An 18,946-nucleotide genomic window follows, 5' to 3' on the forward strand; every position below is an offset into this window, starting at 1 on the left:
CATACACCATGTCTATGTTAGATGATGATTTAAATAAACACGAAGAAGAAAAAAACGGCGAAGGCTACCTCATTTTTACCTTGGGTGAAGAAGAGTATGGCATTGAGATCTTAAAAGTGCAGGAAATTCGTGGTTACGAACAAGTGACTCGTATCGCGAATACCCCTGATTTTATCAAAGGAGTGACTAACTTACGTGGGGTCATCATTCCGATTATTGATTTACGGGTGAAATTCTCCCATGAAAACGTGGTGTATAACGATAACACGGTCGTTATCGTAGTGAATTTAAAAGATCGCGTCGTTGGTATTGTCGTCGATGGAGTTTCGGATGTACTGGTCTTGAATGAAGAACAAATTGCACCGCCACCTGATTTTGCCGTGACATTATCAACACAATATCTGACAGGGCTCGGAACATTAAACGACCGTATGTTGATTTTAGTCGATATCGAAAAATTATTAACAAGCGATGAAATGGCGCTGATTGACAGCATGGCTGAGTAATTCTCAGCCCCAACAATTGTTCAAATAATAATAAGTCATTAACTAAAGTTTTTGGTTGGATGACCGATATCCAAAATACAACAAAATTATGTTAGTAAAACGTCATGTACAGTCGAATTAAAATCGTATCGGGACTTTTGTCCGTCATTTTTATCTTTATTTTGCTGCAACTGGTATCCAGTGGGTTGATGTTTACCAAACTGGGCGATAACAGCGACAGCATCAGTTATTTGAATTCATTACAACGCCAAAGACAAGTATTAACGGAAAGCTGGGTCAATTTGTTACAAGCTCGAGCTAACTTAAACCGCTCTATCAATGCCTATTTACTTGAAGGTCGTAAAATTCAAGACGATGCAACGACAGAAGATTTGATTAAAGCCGCTAAACGTAACTTTAAATCAGCGGATGATGCCTATGCACGTTATAACAAGCTGATGCAAAGTTCGGATTATGATAAGGCCAAATTTGAAAAACTATTTAGCACCTATGAAACCTATCGTGATGCGTTAATCAAGCTAGGTGAATTCGCTGAAAAAGGTGACCTTGAAGGCTTTTATGCACACAGAACCTCAGGGCACCAAGTAAAATTTGAAGAGCAATTTAACGCTTATTTTGCGGATATCTCAGCAGATTTTCAAGCCGAAGTCGTTAACGCAGATAATAACTATCGCCAATCTTTATATATGTTGGTGACGCTATTTATCTTACTCGCCTTAATTGGCTTCTTTAGTTATCGCTATGTTCGTAAAGGCATTATTGAACCACTCGGTATCTTAATTGAGCGTATTAAAGTCTTTGCTTCAGGCGATTTAACACCGAATGTGACAACAATTGCCAAGAATGAAATTGGTGAGTTGGCCAATGGTGTTCAACATATGCAGCAGGAATTGATTAATACCGTTCGTGGTGTGCTAGATGGTAGCGAAACTATTTACCAAGGTACAACCGAAATTGCAGCAGGTAACAATGACTTATCTGCACGAACTGAGCAGCAAGTTGCTTGCTTAGAAGAAACCTCAGCCAGTATGAGTGAGCTGACTGCAACCGTAAAACAAAATACGGAATACGCCCACCAAGCGAGTGAATTTGCAAACCAAGCTTCAGTGATAGCAAAAGAGGGTGGCAAAGTGGTATCGAATGTGGTCAGTACCATGCTGAACATTGCCGATAGCTCACAGAAAATCTCTGATATTACTGCGGTTATCGATAGCATCGCCTTCCAAACCAACATCTTAGCGCTAAACGCAGCGGTTGAAGCGGCACGAGCAGGTGAGCATGGTCGTGGTTTTGCTGTGGTGGCTGATGAAGTGCGTAATTTAGCACAACGCAGTGCTGATGCGGCTAAAGAGATTAAAACGTTAATTGAAGATTCAGTGTCAAGAACTGGGACAGGCGCTCGCCAAGCAGAAGATGCGGGCGAAACAATGACCAAGATTGTCGAGTCTGTCACACGTGTCACTGACATTATGACGCACATTGCAACTGCATCAGACGAGCAAAGTAAAGGAATTGCACAGGTCAGCATCGCTGTTGCAGAAATGGATAAGGTTACACAGCAAAATGCGTCGCTGGTTGAGCAGTCTGCGGTTGCAGCCAATGTATTGGAAGAACAAGTGGCAAAACTGTCGCAATTGATTTCCATCTTCCGTTTACCACCATTAAAACAAAGCGAAATACGCAATATTCAGCCGGCAGCAAGAACGGTTTCAAATATCGTTAAAACGCCGGATCTGACAAAACTGTCATCGAAAGAACATAAAGATGATGACAATTGGGAAACTTTCTAACGGTTAAGCTCAGTCTTTCGCTGCAAGGCTTTGGTTTTGCAGCGTTTCTGTGCATTAGAAAACAAGGCAATGTTTCAGAGGTTCAGTTCTCTTAGCTGGCACAAGTGGGGATTTCTATGTTTGGTAAAAATATCCGAATTTCGGTGAGTTTGTATCTACTTCTCATTTTATTTTGTGGGATGCAGATTGTGTCTAGCGGGGTTTCTGTCGGGATTGTTGTAAGTGAATTAAAATCTTTAGAGCGTATTGATTTGGGGTCTGATAAGCGAGCGATGCTTGAAGAAACCAGTAAACACCTAATGCAAGCACGCAACAGCTTAACGCAAATTGCTTTGCTGCATAAAGTGGGTGGTAACGAACCGTTGATTGAAGAAACGAGAGTAACTTTTGATAAATTACTCGAAGAAGCTGAGAAAGATTACACCACGTTTAAAAACCAGCCTCTTTTGAGTGAGAAAGAAAATCTCGCCGCTCTTGAGGCTCGGTATCAAGCCTTTGTATTGACACTCAAAGCATTAAAAACACATTTAGATAATAAAGATATTGCAGCCTATATTGAACTTCCTGCCCAAGAAAACCAGGATCAGTTGGAGCAAGTTGTCGAGGAATACCTTGAATTACTGAATGCTGAAAATGATGAATCTCTTGCAGCAGCAAGAATGTATAACACGTTTGCGTGGAGTTCATTCGCTTCAGTGATTGTTATTATCCTTGCCGTTATTGTTTTTGTTAACTACTGGATGAAACGTAAAGTGATTAACCCATTGAAAAGTATGGGAGAGCACTTTGCATTAGTGGCTGATGGTAAACTCAATCAGAAAATTGAAGTCACTACCCGTGATGAAATTGGTGAGGTGTTTGGTAAGTTAAAAGACATGCAGGAGTCTCTAGCGACTTCAGTAACAGCGCTACGTTCAAATACGGACCAAATGTACACTGGTATCCGTGAAATCGCGTTAGGAAATAATAATTTATCTTCACGTACTGAACAGCAAGCGGCATCACTTGAAGAAACCGCAGCCAGTATGGAAGAGTTAACCGCTACGGTTAAGCAGAATGCGGATAACGCGCGCCAAGCCAGTGAACTTGCTGTTAGCGCATCGAAAACCGCAACGAAAGGCGGAGAGATCACCGAAGACGTGATTGACACCATGACTTCCATTTCCAATAGCTCACAAAAAATCAGTGCCATTATTAGTGTGATTGATGGCATCGCCTTCCAAACCAATATTTTAGCATTGAATGCTGCTGTTGAAGCTGCTCGAGCGGGTGAACAGGGGCGCGGTTTCTCTGTGGTTGCTGGTGAGGTTAGAGCATTAGCTCAGCGTAGTGCGGAAGCGGCAAAAGAAATTAAAACCTTGATTGATGAATCTGTTGGCAGAGTCAGCCAAGGTTCTCAATTAGTTAATGAAGCAGGAGCAACTATGAGTGAATTGGTTGCTGCAGTTAACCAAGTTACTGAATTAATGGGTAATATTGCCTCTGCATCCAATGAGCAAAGCCGTGGTATTGAGCAAGTCGCAACAGCAGTAAGCCAAATGGACTTAGTCACACAACAAAATGCGGCGTTAGTTGAGCAATCGACCAGTGCGACGGCAGCGCTAGAAGATCAAGCGAACAACTTAGTTGATACGGTTGCATTCTTTGAATTACCTGAAAGTCAATTAAATCGTAATCGGCGTTAAGTGTTGTGAAAACTCGTTTTTGAGTTTTCGGTGGATAATCGTAACTGGTTATTTTTTCTTAGGTTATCCATCCTAAAAGGCAGCCAAATAACTGGCTGCCTCTGGGTTTTTATTGAATAGGACGACAAGTACGATGCTTTTTGTACCACAGGTAGAACCACTGACTGATGATGAGTTTGGTCGGGTTTGTCGATTTATTCATAAAAAATCAGGCATTGTCCTCACCATGAATAAAAAAAATATGGTCTATAACCGGCTGTTAAAGCGGTTGCGTGATTGTAATATCGACAATTTTTCCGATTATTTACGGATGTTAGAGCGTGAGCCTCACCATGCAGAATGGCAAGCTTTCGTGAATGCTCTGACGACAAATTTAACCGCATTTTTTCGTGAACCGCACCACTTTGTGACGCTAGCAGACTTTGTTCGCACACGTAAAAATAGCGCGATTAATATTTGGTGCGCTGCATCTTCAACAGGAGAAGAGCCATATTCGATAGCCATGACATTGAGTGATGTGCTTGGGCCAAACGCAATTAATGCCAAAGTCATTGCCAGTGACATTGACACGGAAGTGCTAGAAAAAGCGAAACAAGGCGTGTATCGCATAGAAGAGCTGAAGTCTTTAACGGCATTACAGAGACAACGCTATTTTATGAAAGGCGTTGGCGAGTTTGATGGCTATGCGCGAGTCAAGCCAGCATTACGCCAAATGATTGAATTTCGTTATTTAAATTTGAGTGACCATGATTGGCAAATGCAACATCGATTTGATGCGATTTTTTGTCGTAACGTCATGATTTATTTTGATAAAGAGATGCAGATAAAAATGCTGGAGCGTTTTGCTCCATTGCTTAAGCCAGATGGTTTGTTATTTATTGGGCATTCTGAAAATTTATCGCAGTTATCACAAAGTTTCGTTATTAAAGGGCAAACCGTCTACAGCTTGCAAGCGGCGAGGAGGGGGTAATGAAAAAAATTAAAGTGCTATGTGTGGATGACTCAGCACTGATGCGCCAATTAATGCGCGAAATTATTAATAGCCATGATGACATGATAGTGGTTGATACCGCACCAGACCCTTATGTTGCTCGTGATTTAATCAAGCAATATGAGCCGGATGTGATTACGTTAGATGTGGAAATGCCACGAATGGATGGTATTGATTTCTTAGAGAAATTAATGCGCTTACACCCAATGCCTGTGGTCATGGTTTCAACATTAACGTCGAAAGGTTCTGAAGTGACATTAAAGGCGCTGGAATTAGGTGCTGTGGATTTTGTCACGAAACCGCAAATTGGTATTCGTGAAACCATGATGAGTTATCGCGATATTATTGGTGAAAAAATTCGCGCAGCAGCTATGTCAAAAATTACTCAGCGCAGCCGTTTTGCTCGTCCGGACAAAAAGGTCAGTGAGCCAGTTTCTCAAGCCAAAGCGCTCTCTCCCTATGTTTGTAACAGCCGTGTGATTGCGGTTGGCGCATCGACAGGTGGAACAGAGGCGATACGTCAATTTCTGGAAATGTTACCTCATGAATGCCCACCTGTCGTGATCACTCAGCATATGCCTGCGGGTTTTACGCGTTCTTTTGCTGATCGCTTAAATAAGCTGTGTGTATTGACCGTAAAAGAAGCTGAACACAACGAGCTATTACAAAAAGGCCATGCATATATCGCACCAGGCGATTCGCATATGTTGATTGCCGATAAAGGCAAGGGATTTCAAGTCATTTTACAGCAAAGCGAACCTGTTAACCGGCACCGTCCTTCTGTTGATGTGTTGTTCGATTCAGTAGCTCAATGTGTTGGGCGAAAATGCATTGGTATTTTATTGACGGGAATGGGGATGGATGGAGCGAAAGGACTATTAAATTTACGTAAGCAGGGGGCAATCACTTACGCACAAAACGAAAGTAGTTGTGTGGTATTTGGTATGCCGCGTGCTGCGATTGAAATGGGAGCTGCGGATGAAGTGCAAGATATTCTCAAGATTGCCCCAAGTGTTTTAGCAAGACTTTCTTCTGTCACGGTTTAACCCGGGGCAGGAATTCACAATTGTATTTTGAAGGAGTGGTTATGGCCGCTAAAGATCTCAGTTTTTTGGTTGTTGATGATTTTTCTACTATGCGCCGCATCGTCCGTAACTTATTAAAAGAGCTCGGATTTAATAAAATAGAAGAAGCGGAAGACGGTGTTGATGCCTTAGAGAAAATTCGTGCAGGCAGCATCGATTTTGTGGTTGCCGATTGGAATATGCCAAATATGGATGGTTTAGAACTGCTCAAAACTATTCGCGGTGATGATGCATTAAAGCACATCCCAGTTTTGATGGTGACGGCTGAAGCGAAAAAAGAAAATATTATTGCGGCTGCACAAGCGGGTGCGAGTGGTTACGTAGTTAAGCCGTTCACTGCCGCTATTTTAGAAGAAAAATTGAATAAAGTATTCGAAAAAATGGGTCTGCAATAACAGTGCGTGCCAAAGGAGATTTTCATGACTGAACAAGTGGGTATGGAAGGTATTCGCAATGGTAATGATGATTTAAAACAAGTCATTACACGCATTGGTACGCTAATGAGAACCCTGCGTGAAAGTATGCGCGAATTGGGCCTAGAAAAAAGCGTTCAACAAGCCGTGGCGAGTATTCCAGACGGAAAAGACAGGCTGCGTTATATCGCACAAATGACGGCGCAAGCGGCAGAAAAAACCTTAAATGGCATTGATGTCATCAAACCACTGCAAGTGGAAATGAATAAAAATGCGCAGGTGCTGCAACAGCAGTGGCAAGAAACTGCCGAAGATGCGGTTCCTGCACAATTGCGTGAGTCAACAGAAGCCTTTTTAGGACAGGTGATCCAAGACAGCGAAACGACTAAAGCAGAGTTGTTGGAAATCATGATGGCACAAGATTTCCAAGATTTAACAGGACAAGTCATCAAAAAAATGATGGAAGTGGTTGAAGAAGCTGAAAAACAACTGCTCGCATTATTAATGGAAAATACGCCACCTGAAATGCGTGCGAAAACGCAAAACGAAAGTTTGCTCAATGGCCCGCAAATCAATAAAGAAGGCGTTAATGTCATGGCATCACAGTCTCAGGTTGATGATTTACTTGATGAGTTAGGTTTCTAATTGCTAACAAGATTTTAATTAAACTACTCTAATTACATAGGATTAGGGTAGTTTTATTGTACTTGCGTTACAAGGAAGGGATTGCAATGATAAATAACGATTTAATTTCTACTTTCGTGATTAAAGAACAAAAAGAACAAGCTGATATCGTTCAAGAAAATAACGGGGATGTTGATGAGTGCTCTTCAGAATTACAAATGAGGCAAGCGTTAATCAATCAACTTAAAAAAGCGCGTTTAGCCAATAACTTAACCCAGATGCAAATTGCAGAAAAAATGCAAACTCAAAAGCAAAACGTGTCGCGTTTGGAAAAAGCGCAATTCGACCCGAAATTAGGCACATTATTAAAATATGCGGAAGCGGTTGGCTTGCGCCTTACCTTGGATTTTCCTTCTAAGCCCTGAATTATATAGTGTATAAGTAAATCTATATGTATTCAGGTGAGTATTTAATCGCTAATCATGTTGATAGACTGCGATGATCTTACTGCCAAGTATTTGTGCAAATAGCTCAATAAAATCATCGCGGACATCCCAATTATGAAAACTAAAACCTAAATTACCGAATGCCCATTGCGGATCAAATTGCCACGCATTAAGTGGACCATGAAAATCGCAACAAAAACAAGCGAGGTTTTCTGGTTTTCCCTCATACCAATCAGATACCGTATCGCTCCATGCATGGCTCTGTTCGCTTTGTTCACTGGCACATTGTGGGCAGTAAATACCGAGGCCATTGCCACCTGCGTGAAAAACCGTGTGTTCAGTTACGATAGACAGGTAATTTTTTAGCATATCTTCCGGGAGTTGGGTTGGGACGATTTCATCATTAATGACGTACAAAATGGGTTCTTTGTGAGCGGGTGTAGGGCGATAAATGACTTCACCATATTCAACGCCTTGGAAATGTGGGTCAATAATGCCTTGTTCTTTTAGCCAGTCAAGCATGCGCTGGGCATGTTTGGGGGCATCTTCTAAGGAAATATCTGGGGCAACAAGGTGGCAAGTATCCATAATAACCCTTTATTGTTAAAAGCCATTAATAAGTAAGTCGATTGCGTGCTTAATGGTGTCTCGTTGGCAACTTAAGTCAACGATTTTTTTCCCTAATAATGAATGAGGGACGCAAGCCATTTGATGAGTCATTAAAATGAAAACCTGCCCGTTGATTGATAATTGTGGACTTAGGCGTACAGGTAATGTTTTTTTAACAAGCCTTGCTTGCTCATAAAGTTCAGGCGCGATAGTGACACTGGCGTTTTTTTCATGCGTTGAGCCATTGTACTCATGGTATCTCCTTAATTACACGTGTTCAGGCATGTGTAATTAAGCATGCTTATTGCTCAATAGCCAAATAACCCCCTTGAACTACGTCTATTTTCCACCATTGATTTTTTTACACTCTGTCATGCTATAGCGATAACTCGTATTTTCATTAAATTTTGGAATCACGGTGTCCGACGAGAGTGATGTAGAAAAAACAGAAGAGCCCACCCCCCATAAAAAGCAAAAAGCCAAAGATGATGGGCAAATCGTTCGTTCAAAAGAATTGAGTTCGCTAATGATGATGTTAGCTGGCGTGAGCTTGCTATGGTTAAGTGGCGGACATTTGGCGGCACAACTGCGGCAAATAGCTCGTCAGGGTTTTATTTTTGATGGTCATTACTTACAAAACACAGGCTTGATGATCAGCTATTTAGGACGTGTTGTCAGTGAGGCTTTATTTGCCTTATTACCCGTGATTGGTGGGTTAGCTTTGGTGGGGATTTCTGCGTCATCGTTAGTGGGTGGGCTCGTTTTTAATAGCAAGTTGATTAAATTTGATTTGAAAAAGTTAAATCCAATCAAAGGGCTAAAGCGTATTTTTTCGATGAATGCGTTATCTGAGTTATTTAAAGCAATTTTAAAATCCTTATTTGTGGGTTTAGGGGCGTTTATTTTTCTTTGGCAAAGTTGGCCATCATTACTGCATTTAGTGATGGAATCACCGGTTACGGCGCTAAGTAATGCACTACAGAAAGTCATTTTTGCCGGGTATTTAATTGTGTTTTTGCTGATCCCGATGGTGGCTTTTGATGTTTTCTATCAGTTTCGCTCCCATTTAAAAAAATTGCGCATGAGTCGTCAGGAAATTAAAGATGAATTCAAGCAGCAAGAGGGTGACCCGCAGATTAAAGCCAAAATTCGCCAACAACAGCGTGCGATTGCGCGTAACCGAATGATGGCGGATGTCCCAAGTGCGGACGTCATCGTCACTAACCCGACACACTATGCGGTTGCCCTTAAATATGACGACAAAAAAATGGGGGCGCCAAAAGTATTAGCGAAAGGTGCGGGCGTATTGGCTCAGCGCATCAAGGAAATTGGTGAAGAGCACCGAATATTACAGTTAGAAGCACCGCCGCTTGCTCGTGCGCTATATCGCCATGCGGAGATAGGCCAAAGCATTCCTGTTGCCTTATATGCGGCGGTTGCAGAAGTTTTAGCATGGGTTTACCAATTGCGCCGCTGGCGTCGTGAAGGTGGACTCAGACCAAAAAAACCGAAAAATTTGCCAGTGCCACCGACGCTGGACTTTGCTGGAGATAACAATCGCGATGGCTAATTTGGCTTCATTATTAAAATTGCCTAAAAATTTACAGGGAACGCAGTGGCAAATACTTGCTGGACCGGTTCTTATCTTATTGATTTTGTCGATGATGGTACTGCCATTGCCGGCATTTTTATTGGATTTACTGTTTACCTTCAATATTGCACTTTCTATTATGGTGCTATTAGTGGCGATGTTCACTAAGCGCACATTAGACTTTGCTGCATTTCCAACCATTTTGCTATTTGCAACCTTATTGCGCCTTTCTTTGAATATCGCCTCAACGCGAATTATTTTGTTAGATGGCCATACAGGGCCAGATGCAGCTGGACGAGTTGTCGAAGCTTTTGGTCACTTTTTGGTGGGCGGTAACTTTGCCATCGGTATTGTGGTGTTCATTATTCTTGTACTGATTAACTTTATGGTTATCACTAAGGGAGCAGGGCGTATTGCGGAAGTGGGCGCTCGCTTTGTGTTAGATGGTATGCCGGGTAAACAGATGGCCATCGATGCCGACTTGAACGCAGGTATCATTACGGATGATGAAGCGAAAAAACGCCGTGCGGAAGTGACTCAAGAAGCGGATTTTTACGGTTCAATGGATGGTGCGAGTAAGTTCGTGCGTGGGGATGCGATTGCGGGGATCATGATTATGGTGATCAACGTGGTGGGGGGGTTAATTATCGGTGTTGGTCAACACAATATGTCATTGGGTGAGGCGACAAGTGCGTATACCTTGCTGACCATCGGTGATGGCCTTGTGGCGCAAATTCCTGCTTTGATTATTTCAACGGCTGCTGGGGTTATTGTCACTCGAGTGGCAACCGATGAAGATGTGGGTGAGCAGATGGTCACCCAGCTATTTAATAACCCGCGAGTGATGTGGTTGAGCGCAGGCGTTTTAGGCCTAATCGGTTTGATTCCGGGTATGCCTAACTTTGTTTTTTTGCTATTTACTGCTGCACTGGCTGCCCTTGGTTGGTATTTAGTGCGTAAATCGCAACAACCCGAAAGTGCCACGGGAGATAATAGCCAATCGCAGCATTTCCAAGAAGCAAATAAAGTGGTTGAAGCCACGTGGGATGACGTGCAACTAGAAGATTTGTTGGCGATGGAAGTGGGGTATCGGTTGATTCCCTTAGTTGATAATGACCAGCAAGGTGAATTATTAGGGCGACTGCGTGGTTTACGTAAGAAATTTGCTCAAGAAGTGGGGTATTTACCACCTGTCGTACATATTTGCGATAACTTGGCGCTTTCCCCCTGTGAATATCGAATTCTGATCAAAGGTGCAGAAGTTGGGCGGGGAGAAGCACAGCCTGGTCGTAGCCTGGCTATTGACCCAGGTAATGCCGCCGGGTCGTTACAAGGCGACGTCACCAAAGAGCCTGCATTTGGTTTACCTGCAATCTGGATTGATGATGATTTACGTGAGCAAGCGCAAATACAAGGGTATACCGTGGTATCTGCGAGTACCGCAGTGGCAACTCATTTTAATCAAATTTTGTTGCAAAACTCCAGCACCTTATTTGGCCGCCAAGAAGCACAAATGTTGTATGATCGTGTGAAAAAAGAGATGCCAAAATTGGCAGATGACCTGATCCCAGATACCATTTCGTTAACCATTTTGCACCGTGTACTACAAAATTTATTAATGGAAGATGTGGTAATCCGCGATATGCGTACCATCATTGAAACCTTAGCTGAAATGGCGGGGGAAAATGGTGAGAATAAAGATACGGATTACCTGACGTCACAAGTGAGAATTGCGTTAGGTCGGGCTATCACCCAGCAATGGTTTGGTAATGCAGAAGAAATTCAAGTTATTGGTTTAGAAGCTAGTCTTGAACAGATCTTACTGCAAGCCGCTAAAAATGGCGGTGGTTTAGAGCCAAACTTGGCGCAGTTTATTCAAACCCAAGCAGAGCAAGCCGTGGCACACCAAGAGGCGATGGGAGCCCCAACGGTATTATTAGTTAACCATGGCTTACGCCTAATTTTGTCGCGTTTCTTGCGGCGCAGCCTGCCACAGCTAGTGGTCATGTCGAATTTAGAAATGACTGACCACCGTAAGATCAGAATGACGTCAATGATCAGCGGCAGTTAATTCTATCGGTATTATTTGCCATTTAGCTACAGTATTAAAAAGAGGAAAATTGCCAATAGGATACGGTAATTTTCCTCTTTTTTTATTCCAAGACTTTGCTTAATTAGCATATTTTCTTCCTTAACCATGATAATTTTTACTATAGTAAAAATTATAGTGAGTTGAAGCTAACCTGTTGGTGGGGATTCATTATGAATAATAAAATAAATGAGTTACTGAAATTTGCTCAAGAAATGAAAGCAATTGGTGGTGCTGATGGCACCGCGGCTTGCCGTATCGAGGCGCGGATAAAAACACAAGAGCTTAAGAAAAAATTCACCAACCCTAAGTCTATGACAGGAGAAGACATTAAACGTATTTGTGAGCAAAATAATATTTCTTAATCTTCTCTCGCTTCGATATTAAATATGACCAAGGAAAGTGTTTCTAAATGGGAAAGAGGGGAGATTAAACCAAATGGTGCAGCATTAAGGCTACTCAAACTAATTGATGAAAAAGTGTTTATTATCTAGTACATGAAAGGGTAATCCTTTTTAGTTTAAAAATACAAAACAACCTTAAATTGAAATTTTCTTACCTAATATAGGGCGCTTTGACTCTAAGCCATCAGCACCATAAGTAGACTGGTTATTATGCTTTTTCACAAAGTTTAGGCGCTGAGCATTTAGCTCAATATGCAATTGCAGCATCTGGTGATTACGATAATTCAGCTCTTTTAGGTTGGTGGTTAAGGTTTTAATGGCTTCCCATACCCCAGCTAGTGCGTCATTGTTCTCATAAGGTGCACTAACCTCCGCTTGTGCTTCTAATGCCAAGCGGTTTGTTTCACCATGACCAATTGCGGCAACCAGAAACCGTTTTTGTTCAGTGGTTTCTTGAAAAGGCGAAGGTGGTACACGGTGATAACCTAATAATAACTCTTCATTTTTCATTACTATCTGTAATGATTGCAAGTGAGAGAGTTGTTGCTCGAGTAATATCAGTAATTCGTCAGTCATGATGGCTATTTTTATTTCATTGATAACATGCATTCATGGGCATCACGTAAAATGCCATCGGCAATTTTTTCAGCGTCCATTTTTAAGGTGCCATCTTTGATAGCTTGTTTGATTTGCTCAACTTTAGCACTGTTAATATCGCTAGCTTGAGGTTGCAATAATTTTTTTTGTAACTCACTTGGCGCAAAAGAACTCTCTTGAACGACTTCATTGCTGGACACTTTTTTGTCGCGCATCGGGGCAGCCGCATCTTGTGGGTCGCGGTTTGTCACCTGAGTCAGCGCAGAAATTGCAGATGTTTGCTCAATAGCCATAATGTATTTTCCTATTCCCGATTTTTGTCATATGTCAGTTATCGGCTTATATTGATGAATCTTTAGTGTCTATAGTGTTACAAAATATTGCATCATTCACCAGCTATACTCGTCATACTTGAAGTTGCAGCGTTGTTGACTGCACTCAGCTAGCCGAATCACATACTCATGTATGCTCATCGGTCTATCTTCACTTGTCGCCTAGCTGCAACTCGAATTATTTAGAGTATATACTCGTATTACTGCAAGTTGCAGCGTTGTTGACTGCACTCAGCTAGCCGAATCATAGACTCATGTATGTTCATCGGTCTATCTTCACTTGTCGCCTAGCTGCAACTCGAATTATTTAGCGTATCAATGGGGTTATCTTTACCTCAATACCACTTGGACACTGCCATTTTCTAACGCTTCCCCATTCACCACTTGCCCATTTAACAAGCGTACTCGGGTATTTTGGCCGGCAGTGGCATTATTAATGGCACGACCTTCATATTTCACTGAAAAATTATCACCATTGGCGAACACAAATACCGTTTGTCCCGCTTTTATTGCCCAAGGCTGTCTTGTCATTGATTTTGTGAATGTTTGCCCGGCAGGAATATTACGCAGGGCTATCGCACCACGTAGCGCGATTTTATCGGTGCTTGCACCTGTGGGGAGTTTATGTAATAAGCCCTTCTTGGTACCGATATCGACAAATTGTATGGATTCCCCTCTATTTATATTACGTGTTGCCACGTAATACTGACCTGTCACATTCACGGTAAGCTGAATAAACTGCTTTTTCTTACCACACTGTATCGGTAGGGAAACATTACCCATATTGCGCCCACCAACTGGGGGGTTGAGCTGGGGGTTTTCACAAGTCGGCCAACGCTCAATCGGTGTTTTAATCTCAATTGAAACTTGCTTGCCTTTCCCATGAATTTGTCGAAAGTATTGGTTGATGTCTTGAGGTAACGACGCTTGAGAAAGCGTTGGAGTAAGCCCTAATAAGCTGATTACCAAGTATAATGGCAATTTTTTAGCGTAATACATCCCTTTTATCTCCCCCAGCAAGCAAACTTTTTCACGATTGCAGTTTACGCAGCTCTGAAATAACGAATGAGCCAAATAGGTCAATTATTTTGCCTTTATCTCGCCATTAGAATTTTTCGTAGGCCGCTAAGATATGCAGGTCGAATTTTAATTTTTACTCGCGAACGTTCAAATCAGGGATCGCGTTATCTCCATTGGGGGCCACTATGATTGATAAATTAAACGCCACGTTTGCTTTCCAGCAACAGGCTTTGTCAATACGCGAAGCAAGGCAGACCGTATTAGCTTCAAACATTGCTAATGCCGATACACCCGGCTACCAAGCACGTGATATTGACTTTAATCGTCAACTTCAACAAGCCATGGATAAAGGTGTGGTAGGGGGAAAAGGTGTGACTCTTGCTGTCACTTCGAAAGGGCATATCGAAGGGCGAGGAGGCAAAGCCCCCAATATTGACCTGAAATATCGAGTTCCTTACCAAACCTCAATGGATGGTAATACGGTAGATATGGACATTGAACGTAGCCAATTCGCAGATAACACCCTGAAATATCAGGCCGACCTTACATTCATCAATAGCCGCGTCAAAAGTATGTTGGCTGTCTTACAGCAAGGGTAATCTTCATGGCTTTACTGAGTATTTTTGATATCTCTGCATCAGCATTGACCGCGCAATCTCAACGCTTGAATGTCAGTGCGAGCAATATGGCCAATGCAGAAAGTATAGCAGGGCCTGATGGCCAACCATACCGTGCAAAACAAGTGGTTTTTCAAATGGCACCACAAGGGCGCCATGAAGTAGGTGGTGTACGTGTGAGCGAGTTGATAGAAGACCCTACGCCACCTCGTATGGAATATAAGCCCGGCCACCCGTCAGCGAATGAAAAAGGCTATGTGCAAATGCCAAATGTCGACATGGTCGGTGAAATGATCAACACCATTTCAGCTTCCCGTAGCTATCAAGCCAATTTAGAAGTGATGAATACAGCAAAAACCTTGCTGCAAAAGACACTCACAATAGGCCAGTAAGGGAGCGTTTTCATGGGAATTGCAGCCACAATGTACGACCCTTTGGATAATACAACCGCTGGCCCTGAGCCAGCTGCGAGTAATGTGCCAAAGAAAAGTCAAAGTGACGATATGCGTGACACTTTTTTAAAAATGATTGTCACGCAAATGCAAAACCAAGACCCAACCAAGCCAATGGAAAACACGGACTTAACCAGCCAATTGGCGCAAATTGCCACGCTTGAAAGCATGAATAAACTCAGCGATAGCGTGAGTGGTATTTCCCAACAAATTGGTTCAGGTCAGTCATTACAAGCCACTCAGCTGGTTGGTAAGGGTGTGCTTATTCCGCGCAATGAAATCATCTTAGCGCCGCTCAAGAAAGAGAGCACAGGTGAAGACAGCAATGTGACTAAGCCATCAAACCCGCTTCCTGATGAAGGCATCAGCCCAAATAGCCCTTCAATGTTTGGATTGAGTAACAAAGATGCCATTGAAGGTGAAGAGGGCGCTGAAGAGCCGCAATCTGAATATATTTCTTCGCCGTTTGGTTTCTTTTTACCGAAATTGGCAGACAAAGTTGAAATTACTATTCGTGATAAAAACCGAATGGTTGTGCGAACCATTACCTATGATACGGAAGTTAAACCCGATATCTATGATATGGCGTGGGATGGTCGTGATAACAACGGAAACTTAGTCACAGATACAACAGGAAAATATTACTTTGATGTGAAAGCCGTCAGTTCGGGGGCTGAAATCGAAGTCACCAAACTGGGGTATACCCGTGTTAACGGTGTGACTCCAGGGGCTGACGCACCATTACTTGATGTTGGCATTGGGCAAAGTGTCCCGCTGAGCAGCATTTTCAAGGTTTATCCATCTTCTTAATTTACCCCCAATACTCATGGAGAAAATATGTCTTTTTCACAAGCAGTCAGTGGCTTAAATGCAGCCTCAGCGGGGCTTGATTCAATTGGTAATAATATTGCCAACTCCGCAACAAATGGTTTTAAAGGAGCGACAACCTCATTTGCAGATATGTTTGCAGGTTCAGGTGTTGGTCTCGGTGTTAATGTGGCCGCGGTGACACAAAATTTTAAAGATGGCCCAATCACGCGTACGGATAGAGCGACAGATGTTGCTATCTCCGGAAATGGCTTTTTCCGTGTACAAGACCAAAACGGTGATACTTATTACAGCCGAGATGGCCAATTCTTACGGGATAAAAGCGGTAACCTAGTGAATAACCAAGGTATGGTGGTCACAGGTTACCCTGCGAGTGTCGACGAAAAAGGCAATGTTACCATTCAAAGTGGTGGTGTACCTGAGGGCTTGAATATCCCAACGGATATGATGGATGCAAAAGCATCGGAGTTAGCGAAATTAACCATTAATTTGAATTCAGAAGACAAAATCAAAGATAAAGCTTTCGATGTTGATAACCCTGATGATTCCGCGACTTATAATTTCAGTACAACCATGACGGCGTATGATAGCCAAGGTAACACGCATGAAATCTCTGTTTATTTTGTAAAAACAGCGGACAACAAGTGGACGGCTTACGCTAAAGATGCGAATGACACAGCAGCAACTAAGCTGGGGGATATGTCATTTGATGGTAACGGAAAATTGGTGACAGAAACGGTAACACCGGGCCCGAATCCAGGTGATGACCCTGTTGTAACGCCAATAGAAACAACGTTTGATTTTGCATACAAAGGGCTAAATGGTGCAAATGATGGCACCTTAAAAGTTGATTTAGGGAAAACTCGTCAACAAAAAGTCAGCGAATCTTCCGTCAGTGCGATTGATGTGAATGGTTATCCTGCTGGTGAATACACCACCTTTAAAATTGAAGATAACGGTTTGATTACCGCTAACTATTCTAACCAACAAAAACGTGTGGTTGGCCAAGTGGCGTTATCTGCGTTCGCAAACCCAAATGGTCTGGTATCCCAAGGTGGCAACGTTTGGGCCTCTTCTAATGCCTCTGGTAACCCAATGGACGGTGTTCCGGGTGTCGGCCAGTTTGGTAAATTAACCAGTGGTGCATTGGAATCTTCTAACGTCGATATGAGCCAAGAGTTAATCAGCATGATTGTGATGCAGCGTAATTACCAATCAAACGCGCAAACCATAAAAACACAAGATCAGATGTTACAGACGCTGGTTAACTTACGATAAAACAAGAGGGTGGCCATGGATCACGTCATTTATACCGCGATGGGGGGAGCGCGTCATGCGCTGGAAAACCAAGCGATTGTTTCAAATAACATTGCCAATGTGTCAACTGCAGGCTTTAAAGCGCAATTGTCCGCAATGCGTGCCGTTCCAATAAATGGTGACAGCGAGCAAACCAGAACGCTGGTGGTGGCATCGACTCCTGGTGCTGATATGAGCCAAGGGCCACTCAATTATACGGGTAAACAAACCGATGTTGCGTTAAACGATAAGCATTTTTTAGCTGTTGAGTTAGCCGATGGCACAGAGGCTTATACCCGTAACGGCAACATCCAAGTGTCTAGCGAAGGTGAACTTGTCATTGGCGAGCGCCGCTTACAAGGTGATGGTGGGCCGATTAACGTTCCGCCAAATGCAGAATTAACCATTGGTGCAGACGGGACAGTTACCGCACTTTTAGCCACTGACCCGCCAACGATGTTAGGGCAAATCGGGCGTTTGAAAGTGGTTGAAGCGCAACCGCAAGACTTGATACGTGGCGAAGATGGTTTGTTCCATTTATCACCACAAGGGCAAGCGGCAAATGGCAATGCTTTGCCACAAAGTGAACGAGGAATTGTCACCGCGGGAGTCATTGAAGGCAGTAATGTCAATGCCGCGGAAGCGATGGTTTCTATGATTGCTAATGCAAGGCACTTTGAAATGCAAATGAAAGTTGTCCGCAGTGCTGATGAAAATGCACAACGGGCGAACCAACTGCTCGCTGTTAGCTAATTTCACAAAGGAATTATTATGATCCGCTCATTATGGATTGCCAAAACAGGGCTTGATGCTCAACAAACTAACCTTGATGTTATTTCCAATAACTTAGCCAACGTTAGTACGAATGGTTTTAAGCGCCAACGTGCTGTTTTTGAAGATTTAATGTACCAAAATATTCGCCAGCCGGGTGCCATGAGTTCAGAACAAACTTCGTTACCATCTGGTTTACAAATGGGTACAGGTTCACGCCCTGTTGCCACAATGCGTATTCATGCGCAAGGCGCATTAAATAAAACGGGAAATACCAACGATATCGCTATCAGAGGGCAAGGTTTTTTACATGTGCAAATGCCGGATGGTACAGATGCTTATACTCGTGATGGGGCATTACAGCCAAACCAAGATGGCCAGTTAGTGACCTCAAGTGGTTATCAAATCGTTCCTGCGATTATGATCCCCGATAACGCGAATAGCTTGTCAATTGCGCGCGATGGTACCGTGACTATCACTGTATATGGCGATAACCAACCACAGCAAATTGGCCAAATAACATTAACCACCTTCATCAATGACGCCGGTTTGGAAAGTATGGGTGAAAACCTGTATATGGAAACGGCCAGTTCTGGTGCACCAAATGAGAGCGCACCAGGTACTAACGGCGCCGGTTTACTTTATCAACATATGTTAGAAACCTCTAACGTTAACGTGGCAGAAGAGTTGGTCAACATGATCCAAACTCAACGTGCTTATGAAATCAACAGTAAGGCGGTATCCGCTTCTGACCAAATGTTACAGCGCTTAACGCAATTGTAATTGGTAAAAAATACGTA

Annotated in this window: 22 protein-coding genes; 17 read left to right on the forward strand and 5 right to left on the reverse strand. The window is 42.8% G+C overall.

From position 1 onward, the window contains the following. The first annotated feature begins 8 nt into the window (after nucleotides 1-8). From cheW to PR683_RS01480, 8 genes are all read left to right on the forward strand, one after another. Nucleotides 9-506, forward strand: a complete 498-nt coding sequence (cheW, locus tag PR683_RS01445) for a chemotaxis protein CheW (protein WP_004909833.1) — start codon at nucleotides 9-11, stop codon at nucleotides 504-506. A gap of 104 nt (nucleotides 507-610) precedes the next feature. After that, a complete protein-coding gene (locus PR683_RS01450; protein ID WP_109911153.1) occupies nucleotides 611-2,296 on the forward strand; it encodes a methyl-accepting chemotaxis protein in 1,686 nt (561 codons plus the stop codon). Between the two features lie 116 nt (nucleotides 2,297-2,412). Beyond that, on the forward strand, nucleotides 2,413-3,981 hold the full coding sequence (locus tag PR683_RS01455; protein WP_109911154.1) for a methyl-accepting chemotaxis protein: 1,569 nt from the start codon (nucleotides 2,413-2,415) through the stop codon (nucleotides 3,979-3,981). 133 nt (nucleotides 3,982-4,114) lie between these two features. After that, complete coding sequence (locus PR683_RS01460; RefSeq protein ID WP_004909839.1) at nucleotides 4,115-4,951, forward strand: CheR family methyltransferase; 837 nt, start codon at nucleotides 4,115-4,117, stop codon at nucleotides 4,949-4,951. Then, nucleotides 4,951-6,018, forward strand: coding sequence for a protein-glutamate methylesterase/protein-glutamine glutaminase (locus tag PR683_RS01465; RefSeq protein WP_004909841.1), 1,068 nt, complete (start codon nucleotides 4,951-4,953; stop codon nucleotides 6,016-6,018). Before PR683_RS01460 ends, PR683_RS01465 begins: the two co-directional genes overlap by 1 nt. 41 nt (nucleotides 6,019-6,059) lie before the next feature. After that, nucleotides 6,060-6,452: a chemotaxis response regulator CheY gene (cheY, locus tag PR683_RS01470; RefSeq protein ID WP_004909843.1), complete on the forward strand. Its 393-nt coding sequence runs from the start codon at nucleotides 6,060-6,062 to the stop codon at nucleotides 6,450-6,452. Between the two features lie 24 nt (nucleotides 6,453-6,476). Then, a complete protein-coding gene (locus PR683_RS01475; RefSeq protein WP_109911155.1) occupies nucleotides 6,477-7,115 on the forward strand; it encodes a protein phosphatase CheZ in 639 nt (212 codons plus the stop codon). Nucleotides 7,116-7,201: 86 nt separating this feature from the next. Continuing rightward, nucleotides 7,202-7,519 carry a helix-turn-helix transcriptional regulator gene (locus PR683_RS01480; RefSeq protein WP_226537853.1) on the forward strand — a complete coding sequence of 106 codons (318 nt, stop codon included), beginning with the start codon at nucleotides 7,202-7,204 and terminating at the stop codon, nucleotides 7,517-7,519. Between the two features lie 51 nt (nucleotides 7,520-7,570). On the opposite strand, the gene PR683_RS01485 is transcribed toward PR683_RS01480, so the two are convergent. Next, on the reverse strand, nucleotides 7,571-8,128 hold the full coding sequence (locus PR683_RS01485; RefSeq protein WP_110731848.1) for a hypothetical protein: 558 nt from the start codon (nucleotides 8,126-8,128) through the stop codon (nucleotides 7,571-7,573). 15 nt (nucleotides 8,129-8,143) lie between these two features. Continuing rightward, complete coding sequence (locus PR683_RS01490) at nucleotides 8,144-8,284, reverse strand: CcdB family protein (RefSeq protein ID WP_227024189.1); 141 nt, start codon at nucleotides 8,282-8,284, stop codon at nucleotides 8,144-8,146. A 283-nt stretch (nucleotides 8,285-8,567) separates the two neighbouring features. Between PR683_RS01490 and flhB the strand changes: the two genes are divergently transcribed. The 3 genes from flhB (at nucleotide 8,568) to PR683_RS01505 (ending at nucleotide 12,194) form a co-directional block, all read left to right on the forward strand. Beyond that, a complete protein-coding gene (gene flhB, locus PR683_RS01495; protein ID WP_109911158.1) occupies nucleotides 8,568-9,719 on the forward strand; it encodes a flagellar biosynthesis protein FlhB in 1,152 nt (383 codons plus the stop codon). Beyond that, nucleotides 9,712-11,811: a flagellar biosynthesis protein FlhA gene (flhA, locus tag PR683_RS01500; RefSeq protein ID WP_004909858.1), complete on the forward strand. Its 2,100-nt coding sequence runs from the start codon at nucleotides 9,712-9,714 to the stop codon at nucleotides 11,809-11,811. The genes flhB and flhA overlap by 8 nt, the downstream gene beginning before the upstream one ends. 191 nt (nucleotides 11,812-12,002) lie before the next feature. Further along, entirely contained in the window at nucleotides 12,003-12,194 is a 192-nt protein-coding gene (locus PR683_RS01505; protein ID WP_231136804.1) for a hypothetical protein, read from the forward strand. A gap of 174 nt (nucleotides 12,195-12,368) precedes the next feature. Here PR683_RS01505 and PR683_RS01510 read toward each other — a convergent pair whose 3' ends face one another. The 3 genes from PR683_RS01510 to flgA all read right to left on the reverse strand — a co-directional run bounded on the left by PR683_RS01510 (nucleotide 12,369) and on the right by flgA (nucleotide 14,161). After that, on the reverse strand, nucleotides 12,369-12,809 hold the full coding sequence (locus PR683_RS01510; RefSeq protein ID WP_109911332.1) for a flagella synthesis protein FlgN: 441 nt from the start codon (nucleotides 12,807-12,809) through the stop codon (nucleotides 12,369-12,371). 11 nt (nucleotides 12,810-12,820) lie between these two features. Continuing rightward, nucleotides 12,821-13,123 (reverse strand): flagellar biosynthesis anti-sigma factor FlgM, encoded by a 303-nt coding sequence (gene flgM / locus PR683_RS01515; RefSeq protein WP_004909864.1) that lies wholly within the window; start codon nucleotides 13,121-13,123, stop codon nucleotides 12,821-12,823. Nucleotides 13,124-13,492: 369 nt separating this feature from the next. Next, the gene (gene flgA, locus PR683_RS01520) at nucleotides 13,493-14,161 is read right to left on the reverse strand and encodes a flagellar basal body P-ring formation chaperone FlgA (protein ID WP_164528951.1); all 669 of its coding nucleotides are present in this window, start codon (nucleotides 14,159-14,161) and stop codon (nucleotides 13,493-13,495) included. Between the two features lie 206 nt (nucleotides 14,162-14,367). Between flgA and flgB the strand changes: the two genes are divergently transcribed. The 6 genes from flgB to flgG are packed head-to-tail and all read left to right on the forward strand — an operon-like array spanning nucleotide 14,368 to nucleotide 18,929. Beyond that, nucleotides 14,368-14,781, forward strand: coding sequence for a flagellar basal body rod protein FlgB (gene flgB / locus PR683_RS01525; RefSeq protein WP_004255669.1), 414 nt, complete (start codon nucleotides 14,368-14,370; stop codon nucleotides 14,779-14,781). A 5-nt stretch (nucleotides 14,782-14,786) separates the two neighbouring features. Beyond that, a complete protein-coding gene (gene flgC, locus PR683_RS01530) occupies nucleotides 14,787-15,191 on the forward strand; it encodes a flagellar basal body rod protein FlgC (protein WP_004909868.1) in 405 nt (134 codons plus the stop codon). A 12-nt stretch (nucleotides 15,192-15,203) separates the two neighbouring features. Continuing rightward, nucleotides 15,204-16,061, forward strand: a complete 858-nt coding sequence (locus PR683_RS01535; RefSeq protein ID WP_004909870.1) for a flagellar hook assembly protein FlgD — start codon at nucleotides 15,204-15,206, stop codon at nucleotides 16,059-16,061. Between the two features lie 27 nt (nucleotides 16,062-16,088). Continuing rightward, nucleotides 16,089-17,357, forward strand: coding sequence for a flagellar hook protein FlgE (gene flgE, locus PR683_RS01540; protein ID WP_004909872.1), 1,269 nt, complete (start codon nucleotides 16,089-16,091; stop codon nucleotides 17,355-17,357). A 15-nt stretch (nucleotides 17,358-17,372) separates the two neighbouring features. Then, a complete protein-coding gene (locus PR683_RS01545) occupies nucleotides 17,373-18,128 on the forward strand; it encodes a flagellar basal body rod protein FlgF (RefSeq protein WP_109911160.1) in 756 nt (251 codons plus the stop codon). Between the two features lie 18 nt (nucleotides 18,129-18,146). Further along, nucleotides 18,147-18,929, forward strand: coding sequence for a flagellar basal-body rod protein FlgG (flgG, locus tag PR683_RS01550; protein WP_004909875.1), 783 nt, complete (start codon nucleotides 18,147-18,149; stop codon nucleotides 18,927-18,929). The last annotated feature ends 17 nt before the right edge of the window (nucleotides 18,930-18,946 follow it).

The organism is Providencia sp. PROV269, from assembly GCF_028477785.1.
Lineage (GTDB): Bacteria > Pseudomonadota > Gammaproteobacteria > Enterobacterales > Enterobacteriaceae > Providencia > Providencia rettgeri.

Coding starts and splice junctions, on each gene's coding strand:
- flgM (WP_004909864.1), bottom strand. CDS start 13,123: ATGGCTATTGAGCAAACATCTGCAATTTCTGCGCTGACTCAGGTGACA.
- flhA (WP_004909858.1), top strand. CDS start 9,712: ATGGCTAATTTGGCTTCATTATTAAAATTGCCTAAAAATTTACAGGGA.
- flgB (WP_004255669.1), top strand. CDS start 14,368: ATGATTGATAAATTAAACGCCACGTTTGCTTTCCAGCAACAGGCTTTG.
- PR683_RS01460 (WP_004909839.1), top strand. CDS start 4,115: ATGCTTTTTGTACCACAGGTAGAACCACTGACTGATGATGAGTTTGGT.
- PR683_RS01545 (WP_109911160.1), top strand. CDS start 17,373: ATGGATCACGTCATTTATACCGCGATGGGGGGAGCGCGTCATGCGCTG.
- cheW (WP_004909833.1), top strand. CDS start 9: ATGTCTATGTTAGATGATGATTTAAATAAACACGAAGAAGAAAAAAAC.
- cheY (WP_004909843.1), top strand. CDS start 6,060: ATGGCCGCTAAAGATCTCAGTTTTTTGGTTGTTGATGATTTTTCTACT.
- PR683_RS01455 (WP_109911154.1), top strand. CDS start 2,413: ATGTTTGGTAAAAATATCCGAATTTCGGTGAGTTTGTATCTACTTCTC.
- PR683_RS01505 (WP_231136804.1), top strand. CDS start 12,003: ATGAATAATAAAATAAATGAGTTACTGAAATTTGCTCAAGAAATGAAA.
- flgG (WP_004909875.1), top strand. CDS start 18,147: ATGATCCGCTCATTATGGATTGCCAAAACAGGGCTTGATGCTCAACAA.
- flgE (WP_004909872.1), top strand. CDS start 16,089: ATGTCTTTTTCACAAGCAGTCAGTGGCTTAAATGCAGCCTCAGCGGGG.
- PR683_RS01480 (WP_226537853.1), top strand. CDS start 7,202: ATGATAAATAACGATTTAATTTCTACTTTCGTGATTAAAGAACAAAAA.
- PR683_RS01465 (WP_004909841.1), top strand. CDS start 4,951: ATGAAAAAAATTAAAGTGCTATGTGTGGATGACTCAGCACTGATGCGC.
- PR683_RS01510 (WP_109911332.1), bottom strand. CDS start 12,809: ATGACTGACGAATTACTGATATTACTCGAGCAACAACTCTCTCACTTG.
- flgC (WP_004909868.1), top strand. CDS start 14,787: ATGGCTTTACTGAGTATTTTTGATATCTCTGCATCAGCATTGACCGCG.
- PR683_RS01485 (WP_110731848.1), bottom strand. CDS start 8,128: ATGGATACTTGCCACCTTGTTGCCCCAGATATTTCCTTAGAAGATGCC.
- flgA (WP_164528951.1), bottom strand. CDS start 14,161: ATGTATTACGCTAAAAAATTGCCATTATACTTGGTAATCAGCTTATTA.
- PR683_RS01450 (WP_109911153.1), top strand. CDS start 611: ATGTACAGTCGAATTAAAATCGTATCGGGACTTTTGTCCGTCATTTTT.
- PR683_RS01475 (WP_109911155.1), top strand. CDS start 6,477: ATGACTGAACAAGTGGGTATGGAAGGTATTCGCAATGGTAATGATGAT.
- PR683_RS01535 (WP_004909870.1), top strand. CDS start 15,204: ATGGGAATTGCAGCCACAATGTACGACCCTTTGGATAATACAACCGCT.